Source organism: Ruegeria sp. THAF33, assembly GCF_009363615.1.
Lineage (GTDB): Bacteria > Pseudomonadota > Alphaproteobacteria > Rhodobacterales > Rhodobacteraceae > Ruegeria.
Map to the genome: position 1 here is coordinate 202,488 of NZ_CP045384.1, position 12,246 is coordinate 214,733.

At 59.2% G+C, this 12,246-nt stretch carries 16 protein-coding genes; 11 read left to right on the forward strand and 5 right to left on the reverse strand.

Annotation, left to right across the window (positions count from 1 at the left end; genetic code table 11):
• The first annotated feature begins 40 nt into the window (after window positions 1–40).
• The 4 genes from FIU92_RS01000 (at window position 41) to FIU92_RS01015 (ending at window position 3,282) form a co-directional block, all read left to right on the forward strand.
• Window positions 41–1,882, forward strand: coding sequence for a glycerophosphodiester phosphodiesterase (locus FIU92_RS01000; protein ID WP_172978447.1), 1,842 nt, complete (start codon window positions 41–43; stop codon window positions 1,880–1,882).
• The gene (locus FIU92_RS01005) at window positions 1,869–2,408 is read left to right on the forward strand and encodes a hypothetical protein (protein ID WP_172978448.1); all 540 of its coding nucleotides are present in this window, start codon (window positions 1,869–1,871) and stop codon (window positions 2,406–2,408) included. Before FIU92_RS01000 ends, FIU92_RS01005 begins: the two co-directional genes overlap by 14 nt.
• An 89-nt stretch (window positions 2,409–2,497) precedes the next feature.
• Window positions 2,498–2,632 (forward strand): aa3-type cytochrome c oxidase subunit IV, encoded by a 135-nt coding sequence (locus FIU92_RS01010; RefSeq protein WP_050604020.1) that lies wholly within the window; start codon window positions 2,498–2,500, stop codon window positions 2,630–2,632.
• Window positions 2,633–2,649: 17 nt separating this feature from the next.
• Window positions 2,650–3,282, forward strand: coding sequence for a hypothetical protein (locus FIU92_RS01015; RefSeq protein ID WP_152456787.1), 633 nt, complete (start codon window positions 2,650–2,652; stop codon window positions 3,280–3,282).
• On the opposite strand, the gene FIU92_RS01020 is transcribed toward FIU92_RS01015, so the two are convergent.
• Together FIU92_RS01020 and FIU92_RS01025 are read right to left on the reverse strand one after the other, a co-directional pair.
• On the reverse strand, window positions 3,271–3,603 hold the full coding sequence (locus FIU92_RS01020) for an AzlD domain-containing protein (RefSeq protein ID WP_152456788.1): 333 nt from the start codon (window positions 3,601–3,603) through the stop codon (window positions 3,271–3,273). The genes FIU92_RS01015 and FIU92_RS01020 overlap by 12 nt on opposite strands.
• A complete protein-coding gene (locus FIU92_RS01025; RefSeq protein WP_152456789.1) occupies window positions 3,600–4,316 on the reverse strand; it encodes an AzlC family ABC transporter permease in 717 nt (238 codons plus the stop codon). Before FIU92_RS01025 ends, FIU92_RS01020 begins: the two co-directional genes overlap by 4 nt.
• Before the next feature lie 49 nt (window positions 4,317–4,365).
• Between FIU92_RS01025 and FIU92_RS01030 the strand changes: the two genes are divergently transcribed.
• Genes FIU92_RS01030 through FIU92_RS01055 form a run of 6 tightly spaced genes read left to right on the forward strand, consistent with a single transcriptional unit; the run spans window position 4,366 to window position 9,571 of the window.
• On the forward strand, window positions 4,366–5,253 hold the full coding sequence (locus FIU92_RS01030) for a formate dehydrogenase accessory sulfurtransferase FdhD (protein WP_152459803.1): 888 nt from the start codon (window positions 4,366–4,368) through the stop codon (window positions 5,251–5,253).
• Window positions 5,250–5,786 (forward strand): hypothetical protein, encoded by a 537-nt coding sequence (locus FIU92_RS01035; RefSeq protein WP_152456790.1) that lies wholly within the window; start codon window positions 5,250–5,252, stop codon window positions 5,784–5,786. Before FIU92_RS01030 ends, FIU92_RS01035 begins: the two co-directional genes overlap by 4 nt.
• Complete coding sequence (gene mobA / locus FIU92_RS01040; protein WP_152456791.1) at window positions 5,783–6,427, forward strand: molybdenum cofactor guanylyltransferase MobA; 645 nt, start codon at window positions 5,783–5,785, stop codon at window positions 6,425–6,427. Before FIU92_RS01035 ends, mobA begins: the two co-directional genes overlap by 4 nt.
• Window positions 6,424–6,915, forward strand: a complete 492-nt coding sequence (gene mobB, locus FIU92_RS01045) for a molybdopterin-guanine dinucleotide biosynthesis protein B (RefSeq protein ID WP_152456792.1) — start codon at window positions 6,424–6,426, stop codon at window positions 6,913–6,915. The genes mobA and mobB overlap by 4 nt, the downstream gene beginning before the upstream one ends.
• 20 nt (window positions 6,916–6,935) lie before the next feature.
• A complete protein-coding gene (glp, locus tag FIU92_RS01050; RefSeq protein ID WP_152459805.1) occupies window positions 6,936–8,981 on the forward strand; it encodes a gephyrin-like molybdotransferase Glp in 2,046 nt (681 codons plus the stop codon).
• Window positions 8,978–9,571 carry a GNAT family N-acetyltransferase gene (locus FIU92_RS01055; protein ID WP_254705337.1) on the forward strand — a complete coding sequence of 198 codons (594 nt, stop codon included), beginning with the start codon at window positions 8,978–8,980 and terminating at the stop codon, window positions 9,569–9,571. The genes glp and FIU92_RS01055 overlap by 4 nt, the downstream gene beginning before the upstream one ends.
• Here FIU92_RS01055 and FIU92_RS01060 read toward each other — a convergent pair.
• The 3 genes from FIU92_RS01060 to FIU92_RS01070 form a co-directional block, all read right to left on the reverse strand.
• The gene (locus tag FIU92_RS01060) at window positions 9,568–10,563 is read right to left on the reverse strand and encodes a hypothetical protein (protein WP_152456793.1); all 996 of its coding nucleotides are present in this window, start codon (window positions 10,561–10,563) and stop codon (window positions 9,568–9,570) included. The two genes, FIU92_RS01055 and FIU92_RS01060, sit on opposite strands and share 4 nt — an antisense overlap.
• Window positions 10,564–10,577: 14 nt before the next feature.
• Window positions 10,578–11,048 (reverse strand): transcription elongation factor GreA, encoded by a 471-nt coding sequence (gene greA / locus FIU92_RS01065; protein WP_152456794.1) that lies wholly within the window; start codon window positions 11,046–11,048, stop codon window positions 10,578–10,580.
• A gap of 231 nt (window positions 11,049–11,279) precedes the next feature.
• Window positions 11,280–11,660, reverse strand: a complete 381-nt coding sequence (locus tag FIU92_RS01070; protein ID WP_152456795.1) for a VOC family protein — start codon at window positions 11,658–11,660, stop codon at window positions 11,280–11,282.
• Window positions 11,661–11,746: 86 nt separating this feature from the next.
• On the opposite strand from FIU92_RS01070, the gene soxR reads away from it, so the two are divergent.
• Entirely contained in the window at window positions 11,747–12,214 is a 468-nt protein-coding gene (gene soxR, locus FIU92_RS01075) for a redox-sensitive transcriptional activator SoxR (RefSeq protein WP_152456796.1), read from the forward strand.
• Window positions 12,215–12,246: the final 32 nt, after the last annotated feature.

Sequence of the window (12,246 nt, forward strand, 5' to 3'; positions counted from 1 at the left end):
GTGCGCCTTTGAATGACTGCATCAGTCCGGAGGCGCACACGTGACAAGGTTTTTTCAAGCAGTAACACATGCCTATGCAGGTGCCTGGGAACGGCGCCGGGTCTTTGTGCCAATCTATATCGCTGTGCGCTTGCTGCTGGTGGCGCTGATCGCGCCGGGTGTGGCTGTGGCTGTCAATCTGGCGGTCTCTCTGTCAAATCAGACCGCTCTGACCGATCAGGACATTGCGATGTTCCTGCTGTCTCCGGCAGGGTTCATCGCGGGTGTTGCGGTGCTCAGTCTGTTCTTGCTGGCCGAGGTGCTTGTGTTCGCGGTCATGGCCGGGTCCTTGCGTATGGGAGAAAACGACCCCTGGCGCGCAGGCAGCGCGGCACTGGCACTGAACCTGTCCCGCTTTCCGGCGCTGTTCGGGTTTGCCGTTCGGTTCATCCTGCGCGTTCTGCTGCTTGCCTTGCCGTTTGTGGCCATCGCGGGGTTGATCGCATGGTGGACGCTGACGGAATATGACATCAATTATTACCTGACATTCCACCCTCCGGCCTTTCAGGTGGCCGTGGTTCTGATCGGGCTTGTCGTTCTTGCGTTGGCATGGGTGTTGATCCGCCGAATGTCGGGATGGGCGCTGGCGTTGCATCTGGTCCTGTTCGAGGGGGCCTCACCACGCGGAGCATTCGCGAAAAGCGAACAAAAGATGGAAGGCAAGCGAGGGCGTTTGAAGATCGAGCTTGCCCTTTGGCTGGGACTGCGGCTTTTGATTGCGGCTCTGATTGCGGCGGTGGCCAGTCTGTTGTTTGCGGTTGTGCCCTTGCAGGAAGGCGGCAGCCTCAGACTGGCATTGATCCTCAGCCTGATCATTGCGGGGCTTTGGTCCCTGGCGGGGTTGGTTCTGGCGGCCACGGCGCTGGGCGCATTGGCGGTCTTGCTGGACGGTTTCTTTGAAGCTGAGACCAAGGACGTTCCCCATCCCGAACCCCGAAGGATCCGCGTGCCGGTTCTTGTGACTGTCGTGGCGGCCTTGGCCGCGTTGGGCGTGGGCTTCTGGCTTGGGCAAAGCTTGCTGGAACGCGTGCAGGCGCCGGATCAAGCCGAGGTCATCGGCCATCGGGGCGCTGCGGCCTTGCGACCTGAAAACACAATGGCCTCGGTCCTGAAAGCGATCGAGGATGGTGCGGACTGGGTTGAGATAGACGTCCAGGAAACGGCGGATGATGTGGTTGTCGTGGCCCATGACAGCGATTTCATGAAGTTGGCCGGCGTCAACTTGAAGGTCTGGGATGCGACGATGCAGGATGTGGCTGATATCGACATCGGAAGCTGGTTCGGACCGGAATACGCCGCAGAGCGGACCCCGACCCTGCGAGAGGTTCTGGAAGCGGCCAAGGGCAAGTCGAAGGTTCTTATCGAGCTGAAATATTATGGTCACGACGTCGATCTGGAAAATCGGGTGATCGGCCTTGTCGAAGAGCTTGGGATGCAGAACGACGTTGCCACCATGTCGCTGAAATACCCGGCCGTGCAAAAGATGGAAAAGTTGCGGCCCGACTGGCGCTCTGGTGTGCTGGCGGCCACGGCCATTGGGGATCTGTCGGGGTTGGAAGGTGAATTTGTCGCCGTCAATGCAGGCATGGTTACACCTGGGCTGATCCGCAAAGTGCAGGACGCTGGTAAGGATATCTATGTCTGGACGGTGAATGATCCGTTGCAGATGTCCAGGATGGCCTCGATGGGTGTGGATGGTTTGATTACCGACCGCCCGGCCATGGCCAATGAGGTTTTGCGCATACGCGCTGAAATGGGGCCGGGCGAGCGGCTGTTGCTGTGGCTGGCAACCACCTTTGGATTGCAGGTCGATACAGAGGCGATGCGCGATGAAAGTCCTTAATATGGCCCTGTTTCTGTCTCTGCTGCCACTATCGGCATGGGCACAGAATCTGATGCGCGGATTTGAAATGCCGGGCCACCGCGCCCTGATCGAGCAAAGCAAGGACGCCGAACTGACGTCGTTTGAAACCGATGGCTGTTCAGGCGGGTTGTCAGCCAGTTGGCGCTGGGTGGCAAAGCAATTCCCACAGGTTGGCGCGCTATATCAAGAACACCCGCCGTGGGAGTACTGCTGCGTCATCCACGACCGGGCATATCACAATGCTGGCGGTGCAGAGACAGCTAACGAAAGCTATGAGGCACGTCTGGCAGCGGATGACGCCTTGCACGCCTGTGTGGTGCAGCACGGAGACAACCATGCCGAGGACTATGCCGACCAGTACGACATGTCGCCTGAACAGATTCGCAGCGTGCACGCGATCACTGCGGATGCAATGTACGGGGCGGTGCGATTCGGTGGCGGGCCGTGCAGCGGCCTGCCCTGGCGGTGGGGGTTCGGGTATCCCGGTTGTTCGGTTCTCAAGTAACAGCGTCCTGCGCGCGAATGACGTCGTGACAGGCGTTCTGTTTTCCATTATCCAACAGATCAAACACGCGAATTGGGAATCTGAGACTCATGGCTGAACACAAGCACGGCGAAATGGACATCACGGTCCAAACCAAGACATTCAACGGTTTCATCAAGGCCACCACGTGGTGTGTGGTCGCCATTGCCTTCCTGTGCCTGTTCCTGGCGGTTTTCGCCTCCTAATCGTTTCGGGGGCTGACTTGTTCAGGATATTGATTGCCTGCTTGCTGGCAGTGACAGTGGCGGGCTGCGCCAATTCGAACCGTCCACAGGCGGATCGGAACGAGATCGTGTCCCGGTCCTACCGTGATCCGGGGCCAGCGACCCTGACGCTGTACACAATGATCAATACACGCACCGGATCGGGCGCGCATACGTCGCTGATGATCTCGGGCAGCGAGCGGGTGATCTTTGACCCTGCCGGTTCGTTCCGGGCGGATGTGGTTCCGGTGAAGGATGATGTGCTTTACGGCATTACCCCGGCGGTCGAACGAGCTTATCGCAGCTCGCACGCGCGCGAGACGCATTATGCCCGCATACAGACTATTCAGGTGAGCCCGCAACAGGCTGAAATCGCCTTGCAACTGGCAAAGCAATCCGGTCCGGTCGCTGGCGCATTCTGCACTAACTCGACTTCTCAACTGTTGAAGCAGGTGCCGGGGTTCGAGCAGATTGATGTGACGTTCTATCCGGTGAACCTGTCGGAACAGTTTGCGCAGATTCCGGGCGTCGTGACCGAAGAATATCGGGAAAATGACGATGCGGATCTGCAAAAAGGTTTGGCGGCAAACAATGCGCGTCTCAACCAGCTCGACGCTGTCTCAACTCAGTAGATAAAGCAAACCATAGAGCGTGGCGGCCCCGGAAAAGATGGCCGCTATCACGTTTTTGCTGATCACTCCGACCGCCAGGGCAACGGCTGCCGCCGACATACGTGGCAGATCAGGCTGCCCTTCGGTGGCAGAGGGCCAAACGACCAGCGGTGCGATCAATGCGGGAAGGATGGCCACCGCTGTATATCGCAGGTGACGCAGCAGCCAAGGCGGCATCGGGCGATCACCCACAAAACCGATAAAGACAAAGCGCAGCGCATAGCTGCCGATGGCAAGCCCGATGATAATGGTCCAGATGGTGACGGAATCGGGCTGTGTCATTGTCGCGCCTTTCTGCGTTCGAGGATCAGTTCCGCCTGTGCACCGGCAACCATTCCAGCGCATCCGGCGATCAGCAGACCCAGATTGAACGGGATTACGACGGTCAACAACGATACCGCGATGGCCACAAGGGCCGCGACCACATGTGCAAAGGTCCGCATCATCGGCCCTATCATGGCCAGAAAGGTGATAGGCAGGGCAAAATCCAGCGCCCAGCTTTCCGGTATTTGCGCACCCAGCACTGCGCCTAGATAAGTGCTCAGAATCCAAAGCGGTGTGATCGGCGTGACAGAGCCCACGAAATAGGCCATGCGTAGTGGCACTGACAGGTCGGGCTCTTTCTCGAACCGCACGATTGAACAGGCATAAGATTGATCCACGGTCAGATATGCCGCAAAGGCACGCTGCCACATGGGCGCGGAACCCAGGTAAGGTGTCAGTGATGCGGAATACATCGCCATACGCAGATTCACGGCCAGCGCCGAGATTATGATGATCACGGTCGGGGTGTTGTCCTGCAACAATTGCAACGCCGCGAATTGCGCGGCACCTGCAAAAACGGTCGATGTAAAGGCCATCGTCTGGACAAGGGTCAGCCCGGCTTCGGTCGCAAAAACACCAAACAGAAGGCCAAAGGGCACGGCGACGAAGATAAACGGCGTCCCGTCCCGAAAACCTTTCCAGAAGTATGACTTGGATGTGGCAGAGGCCATGGCTAAATCCTATGGTGATTCATGCAGCAGTAACTGTCTTGGGAAGGGGTTGCAATTGGCCACGGAATTCGATCTGTCGGACTATCTTATCGCCCCTGATCCGGGTGCGATGCGCCTGACCCGAGCGGTCGAGGGTGTGGACCAGAACGGTGAAATCAGCCAGATATCTGTGGTCGAGGAACGCCCGCTGACGATCTTCCTCAATTCGCAGGAAATCGTGACGGCGATGACGATTGGCGATTATCCCGAATATCTTGCGCTGGGCTTTCTGCGCAATCAGGGGATGCTGCTGTCGGATGATGAAATCACGCGCGTGGAATATGACGACGACCTTGAAACCGTGATCGTCCGAACCGCGCGCGAAACATCTTATGAAGACAAACTGAAGAAAAAGACCCGCACCAGCGGGTGTGCCGTGGGTACTGTATTTGGCGACATGATGGAGGGGCTGGAAGACGTACAACTGCCGCAGGTTCAGGTGCGCACCTCCTGGCTGTATGATCTGGCCTCGAAGATCAACCGCACTCCGTCGCTGTACCTCGAGGCCGGAGCGATTCACGGCACGGTCCTGTGCCGTGAAAACTGCCCGCTGGTCTATATGGAGGACGTGGGCCGCCACAACGCCGTCGACAAGATCGCAGGCTGGATGCTGTCAGAAGATGAGTGTGCGGCGGACAAGATCCTCTATACCACTGGTCGCCTGACATCCGAGATGATAATCAAAACGGCGATGATGGGGATTCCGGTACTGGCGTCCCGCTCGGGCTTCACCGCCTGGGGCGTCGAGATCGCGCGCGAGGTCGGGCTGACGCTGATCGGGCGGATGCGCGGCCAGCGCTTTGTCTGCCTGTCGGGTGAGGATCGCCTGCTGCGCGACGTGGACCCGTCAACCGTAGCGATCGAAGACAGGAAACACCGCCGGAAAAGTGCAGGATGATTTTGGAAACCCTTAGACTTTTTTTCCTGTTTGTCGTTGCAGCCAGTATCTTGCCGCTAAGCATTCTTGCTGCGCGAAACTACGCACGCAGCAAACGGACAATCGTAGAGGGCATGGCACGGTTGGACGAAGAAACTCTGGATCGATTGGGGTGGGAGGCAAGAGAATATATCGGCACATTCGACCTGTTTGCCCCATTCCGGATGGGATGGGCAGCTTGGGGATTGGCGGTGCAAAAACAAAGCGCCGTGTTGCAACGTACCCTTCTTCAAGGTTTGCCAGACTCAGTCGTTTTGCCAAACGAAATCAGACGATCACTTCGCAGGTATCGGTGCTATTTCTGGTCGTTTTTCGCGCCTGTGGCGGTTTTGGTGCTCTTTTTCGCTTTCATTCGCTTGAGCCATGTCCTGGTCGACTTTTCCGGACTTCCTTTGAGCCTGTGTTTCATTTTGCTTGGTGCGGGTAGTGGGGTTTGGATTTTTTCACCGCTGGAGAAATTCCAAAAATGGCCGGAAATCGAGGACCCATCATGACGAAACCGCTTGGCGTCATTCTTGCAGGCGGGCAGGCCACACGTATGGGTGGTGGCGACAAAGGTTTGCTGCAGATCGGGGGGCAGAGCCTGCTATCCCATGTGATTGACCGTCTGTCCCCACAGGTAAGTGGGTTGGCGTTGAACGCGAATGGCGACCCTGAGCGCTTCGCTGATCTGGGCCTGCCCGTCCTGCCTGACACGATCGAAGGGTTTGCCGGGCCTCTGGCCGGTGTGCTGGCCGGGCTCGACTGGGCGGCAGAGCAGGGGGCGGACTGCATCGTGACAGCTGCTGCGGATACGCCATTTTTCCCGCGCGATCTGGTTACGCGACTGACGCAGGCTGCGGAAGGGCAGGTACACCCGTTGGTCTTGGCCACCACGCCGCGTACGGGCGACGAGGCGCTGAAATCCGGAGGCGGCAAGCGAGTCAACCGACACCCGACATTCGGGCTTTGGCCCGTGGCGCTGCGCGATGATCTGCGGGCGGCGCTGATGGACGGGTTGCGCAAGGTGGTGCTGTGGACCGACAAACATGACGGGCGCGAGGCATTGTTCAGCGCCGACCCGTTTGATCCGTTTTTCAACGTCAACACGCCTGAAGATCTGGACCGTGCCCGAAAATTGCTGGAGCAGGCATGAGGGTCTATGGCGTCACGGGCTGGAAGAATGCCGGCAAAACCGGGCTGATGGAACGGCTGGTGGCCGAGATCACCAGCCGGGGCTTTACGGTCTCTACGGTCAAGCACGCGCATCACAGCGTCGATGTGGATCAGCCGGGCACCGACAGTTACCGGCACCGCGTTGCGGGGGCCAGCGAGGTATTGCTTGCCTCGGGGCAACGCATTGCTTTGATGCAGGAATTGCGGGGCGCGCCTGAACCGCCGCTGGCCGAGCTGCTGGCGCGGCTCTCGCCGGTCGATCTGGTGTTGGTCGAAGGCTTCAAGCGCGAGGACCACCCCAAAATCGAAGCGTATCGTGTTGAGGCGGGCCATGCGCTGATGGCACCTGAAAATGGCACCATCCGCGCGGTGGCCAGCGACACTCCGCTGGATCTGGACCGCCCGGTCTATGATCTGGACGATACCGCCGGGATTGCTGACTTCATCCTGAAAGAGGTCGGTTTGTGAGTCTGTTCCAGACCTTTGCAATGGTGGATTGGTCTGGCGGAAACGACACCGGGCCGACCCCGCGCAAGGATGCGATCTGGGCCTGCATTGTACGAAACGGAAAAGCGCTTGACCCCGAATACCTGCGCAACAGGCAGATAGCCGAGCAGAGGTTGGATGCTCTGATCCGCGCCGAACTGAAGGCCGGTCGCCGCCTGCTTCTTGGGTTCGATTTTCCTTTTGGATATCCTTGCGGCTTCGCACGGGCGATGACCGGAACGGACGATCCGCTGGCGTTGTGGGATTGGTTCGACCAACAAGTCGAGGATTCTCCGAAGGCCAATAACCGCTTTGATCTGGCGGGTCGGATCAACCTTCAGTTTGGCGGCCGTGGTCCGTTCTGGATGAATGGATTGCGCCGAGATATTGACGGCCTGCCGCGTACCAGATCGGACTATTCCAACCCGTTCCCGAACCGTCGTGTCGTTGAGACTTTGGCAAAAGGAAGCTTCACCTGCTGGCAGATGGCAGGGGCAGGCGCGGTTGGTGGCCAAGTCATGATGGGGCTGCCGATTCTGAACCGGCTTCGCCATCGGTTTGCCGGGCAAATCTCGGTCTGGCCGTTCGAGCCGCTGGATAAACCTGTCGCCTTCGTGGAAATCTGGCCGTCTTTAACACTTGGCGCGGCACCGGATGGGCGGATCAAGGATGCCTGGCAGGTTGAACAGGTCGCCTTGACTCTGTCGCGTTTGACAGAGCAGGAGTTGGATGCGCAATTGAACGTCTCAGCGGCAGAGGAAGGTTGGATATTGGGTGTGCCACAGGACAAGCCGAACATAGCCCCGCCCCCGTTGCGGAACGATTGCTTCGCGTTGCCCGCCGGGGTCAACTGGACACCGGTGGATGAGGCGTTGGCCTGTTTGCGTGACAGGCTGCACCCGATTACCGCATCTGAGACGATGGCGCTGACCAAGGCATGCGGGCGCGTTCTGGCCGGGGATGTGGTCGCCCGACGTTCGAACCCGCCGCAACCGAATACGGCCGTCGATGGGTACGGTTTTGCCGGTCCCGCCCCTGATGGCCCGCAGATCATGCCATTGGTTGACGGGCGCGCGGCGGCAGGGATCCCGTTCGACGGTGTCGTGCCTGAAGGTTGGGCCTTGCGCGTGCTGACGGGGGCGGCGCTGCCTGCCGGTGTCGATACGGTCATTCTGGAAGAGGATGTCACGGTCAAGGACGGCCACATAGCCTTCCACGGCCCGCTGAAAAAAGGCGCCAACACACGGCGCGCGGGAGAAGATGTGACCGCAGGCGATGTCGCCCTTCCTGCAGGGCGCAGGCTGACCCCTGCCGATCTTGCGCTGCTGTCTGCCGTGGGGATCGCCGAAGTCAACCTGCGCAAACCGCTTCGCGTGGCCGTGGTCTCTACGGGTGATGAATTGCTCGAAGCCGGAGAGAGCGCTGGTCCGGGTCAGATTTTCGACGCCAATCGCCCGATGCTGCTGTCCTTGATCGACCGGATGGGGTTCGTGCCCGTGGATATGGGGCGTGTTTCGGATGATCGGGACGCTTTGCGGGATCGATTGGATCAGGCCGCGAAACAGGCGGATGTGATTTTGACCAGTGGTGGCGCGTCAGCGGGTGAGGAAGACCATGTTTCGGCCCTGTTGCGTCAGGCCGGTGCGATGCAGCACTGGCGCATTGCGTTGAAACCCGGGCGGCCGCTGGCTTTGGGTTTGTGGTCTGGCGTGCCGGTGTTTGGCCTGCCCGGAAATCCGGTTGCCGCCATGGTCTGTACGTTGATCTTCGCGCGTCCGGCTTTGGGGTTGATGTCCGGTGAAGGCTGGGCTGAACCGCAAGGTTTCGAAGTGCCTGCCGCCTTTGAAAAGCGCAAGAAGCCCGGTCGCCGGGAATATCTGCGCGCCCGAATGCGGGATGGGCGGGTCGAGGTCTTCCACTCGGAAGGATCAGGCCGGATCAGTGGCCTCAGCTGGGCTGAAGGGTTGGTCGAAATCGAGGACGGTACGCGTCATGTCAAACCGGGCGATATGGTCCGTTTCCTTCCGTATGGAAGTTTCGGGTTGTGACGGTCACGATTTCCAGAGGGTTCGCCGATCAGGAACGCGCGCAAGCGGCGGCACTGTTCTGGCAGGCATTTGCGGCCAAGCTGGGCAAAGTCATGGGGCCGGACGAAAAAGGATTGGCTTTCTTTGAACTCGCATTGAACCCGGATTTCGCGCTGGTTGCACGGGATGAAACGGGCCGGATGCTGGGTCTAGCAGGTTTCAAGACACGTGACGGCTCTTTTGCGGGGGGCAATATGTCTGATCTGGCGCAGGTCTATGGTTGGTTCGGGGCGACCTGGCGCGCCTTGGTTCTGAGCGTGCTGGAGCGCGAACTGAAACCGGGCGTGTTCCAGATGGATGGCATTTTTGTCGCTGCCGAGGCGCGCGGCAAAGGAGTGGGCACGGCATTGCTGAATGCCATCAAGTCCGAGGCCCGCAACCGCAACATGTCAGAGGTTCAGCTTGATGTCATCGACACAAACCCCCGCGCCCGCAGCCTTTACGAGCGCGAGGGATTCCAGCCTGTGGGTCAAGAAAAAACCGGGCCGCTGAAGTATCTGTTCAATTTCAGCAGCGCGACCAAAATGTCGTGGATAGTCGGGCCGGATTAATCAAACGTGCCCGCCACGCGACCCAGCAACATGAATGCGCGGGCCGTTCGGGTTTCACCCAGTTCACTCAGTTCCGCATCGCTTGCCGTGGGTTCGAACTCGGCCATCATCTTGTCAAACCGGCGCAGGAAATGGTGCGCGGCGTCGCGGAAAATCGGATCCTGTTTCATCCGGGCTGCCGTCAGCGCAAGTGAGGATCTGTCGCGTACGCCGCCCAGCGCCGCCACGGCGCGCCCGCGTGTACCTTGGGCGAACTGGCGCCAGATTTCTGGCCGGGCCTTGTCGGGCCGCAGGTCATCCATGTAGATGCCTTCCTGGCTGAGCAGCGTCAGAACATCCTGCGAAGCTTGCACAAGCTGTGCCGTCTTGCGGTCCTTCAATGCAACACGCAGCGCATTGAACCCCTCAGTGTCATCCTGCGTTTCGGGGAAGTTCAGGGCGCGGATGAAAACCTCGGTACTCAGCGGCGGTGTGATCTCTTCCGCAGGTGTGCCCAGTTCCAACGAGGTCTGGTCGCCCTGAGAGGAACTCTGCGTGGCCGTAGCAGAACGCGCCGTGCGTTTGGTCGAGAACGTCGCCAGGGCGTCTTCGGTTTTCCGTGTGGCCGCAGCGATTTCATCCAGCTTTTTGGTAACCGCAGGTTCATAGGTGCTGGAGGCGCGCTGCTGCTGCGCCACATAGGCCTGCCGGATCGCGTCGATTGCCGTTTGCAACCGCGCACTTTCCTCTCGCATCACCCGGCTGGCGCGCATCGCGGTGGCCGCAACCCAGATCATCGCCACGGGCATGAACACGGCCAGAAAGGCGACGACAAAGCCACCGTTCTGCCCCTGACCGGGCAGCACGAGAAAGACGACCGACACCACCAGCCAGATCAGGCTGAGCACCAGTGCGGCAATCTCGATTTCGGTGACAGCCGGAGTCTTCGGGCGATCATAGATGCCCAGCGACGTCGGCTTTACGGTTTCCGGGTCAGGTTTTGGCCCCGACATTACATGCGCTCCGGTCAGGCGTACTCGATACTCAGAATTTCGTAAGAGCGCACGCCGCCGGGTGTGCGCACTTCGACACTGTCCCCTTCATCTTTGCCGATCAGGGCGCGGGCGATGGGGGATTTGATGTTCAGCAGGCCGTTTTCGATATTGGCCTCGTATTCACCGACGATCTGCCAGGTCTTTTCTTCCTCGGTATCTTCGTCGACCAATGTGACTTTTGCGCCAAACTTGACCGCACCCGACAATTTTGCCGGATCGATGACATCGGCCAGCGACAGAATACCTTCCAGTTCTTTGATGCGACCTTCGATGAAGCCCTGTTTTTCACGGGCAGAATGATATTCGGCGTTTTCCTTCAGGTCGCCCAGCTCGCGCGCCGAGGCGATGGCTTCGATGATCGCCGGGCGTTCAACGGATTTGAGGTTCTTCAGCTCAGCCTCGAGCGCGGCATTGCCCGCAGGCGTCATCGGGATCTTTTCCATACTCTCTACGTCCACGCATAAATTGAGTCGCCCCGCCGCACAGGAGCGTCGGGGCGAATGTTAGATTGGCAGTTACCTGACCCAAATGCCACGTGAATTGCAAGAGGTGACAGCGTCAGCAGCGATCAATTCGCGACTTCGCGCCGTTTTGATTTGGGGTGGGGCCTGTGCCGATGATCGGGATGCCGCGACCTGCGCCAACGCTGCGATGGGGTGCAAAGCCAAATCATCTCAATCATATTGCACCACTTCGAACTCGATCCCGTTGTCATCACGGAAATAGAACCGGCGCCCTGGTTCGTAATCGGCATGGTTGTGGGGCTCGAATCCTGCCTTGCGAACCTTGTCTTCGGTGGCATCGATGTCTTCGACCAGAACACCCACGTGGTTCAGCCCGCCGATCACATCATAGCTGCTTTCATCCGACTGCTTCGGGTCGTCAGGTTTGTACAGTGCCAGATACGTATGGGCCGAACCGACATGCACGGTGTATCCGCCGGCAATTGCGGGGCCTTCCCAACGGGTTTTCCAGCCAAAGACCTTTTGCATCCAATTGGCCGAGGCCTTCGGGTCGCGGACAGTGAAGTTGGTGTGTTCAAGCGTCGCCATCATGGGATCTCCTGTGTTTTTTGGCTTGTCCCGACTCAGCGTAATTTCTAAACCTAACTTTAGGTCAAGGAATTTTTCATGAGGGTTTGATGGCGGCATCAGAGGGGCTGGCGATTGGCGCATTGGCCCGGCGCACAGGTCTGGCCGTGTCGGCCATCCGGTATTACGAAGCGCAGGGTCTGATTTCGCCCTGGCGCAACGCGGGCGGACAGCGGCGCTATCAGCGGGCCGATATTCGGCGGCTGAGCTTTGTCATGATTGCGCAGCAGTTCGGCCTGACGCTGCCGGAAATCCGGCGGGTGCTGTCGGGCCTGCCCGGAAACCGCACGCCGACGCCTCAGGACTGGAAGGCGATCAGCGTACAGCTGAGGGCCCATCTGGATCAGCGAATCGACACCCTGAAACGGTTGCGCGACAATCTGGATGGCTGCATCGGATGCGGGTGTCTGAGCCTGCCGAAATGCGCGCTCTACAACCCCGATGACCGGGCAAAATCGCATGGTAGCGGTCCCAGGTACCTGATGGGGGATGCACCAGAGGGGGGATGTGTCGAATAGCGCCCTTGTTACGCCGTGTTTCGATTGACCAA

What these genes read in the sequence shown, in the direction of transcription:
- mobB (WP_152456792.1), top strand. Translation starts at nt 6,424, where the DNA reads ATGAGGGTCTATGGCGTCACGGGCTGGAAGAATGCCGGCAAAACCGGG.
- FIU92_RS01010 (WP_050604020.1), top strand. Translation starts at nt 2,498, where the DNA reads ATGGCTGAACACAAGCACGGCGAAATGGACATCACGGTCCAAACCAAG.
- soxR (WP_152456796.1), top strand. Translation starts at nt 11,747, where the DNA reads ATGGCGGCATCAGAGGGGCTGGCGATTGGCGCATTGGCCCGGCGCACA.
- greA (WP_152456794.1), bottom strand. Translation starts at nt 11,048, where the DNA reads ATGGAAAAGATCCCGATGACGCCTGCGGGCAATGCCGCGCTCGAGGCT.
- FIU92_RS01025 (WP_152456789.1), bottom strand. Translation starts at nt 4,316, where the DNA reads ATGGCCTCTGCCACATCCAAGTCATACTTCTGGAAAGGTTTTCGGGAC.
- FIU92_RS01035 (WP_152456790.1), top strand. Translation starts at nt 5,250, where the DNA reads ATGATTTTGGAAACCCTTAGACTTTTTTTCCTGTTTGTCGTTGCAGCC.
- FIU92_RS01070 (WP_152456795.1), bottom strand. Translation starts at nt 11,660, where the DNA reads ATGATGGCGACGCTTGAACACACCAACTTCACTGTCCGCGACCCGAAG.
- FIU92_RS01020 (WP_152456788.1), bottom strand. Translation starts at nt 3,603, where the DNA reads ATGACACAGCCCGATTCCGTCACCATCTGGACCATTATCATCGGGCTT.
- mobA (WP_152456791.1), top strand. Translation starts at nt 5,783, where the DNA reads ATGACGAAACCGCTTGGCGTCATTCTTGCAGGCGGGCAGGCCACACGT.
- glp (WP_152459805.1), top strand. Translation starts at nt 6,936, where the DNA reads ATGGTGGATTGGTCTGGCGGAAACGACACCGGGCCGACCCCGCGCAAG.
- FIU92_RS01005 (WP_172978448.1), top strand. Translation starts at nt 1,869, where the DNA reads ATGAAAGTCCTTAATATGGCCCTGTTTCTGTCTCTGCTGCCACTATCG.
- FIU92_RS01060 (WP_152456793.1), bottom strand. Translation starts at nt 10,563, where the DNA reads ATGTCGGGGCCAAAACCTGACCCGGAAACCGTAAAGCCGACGTCGCTG.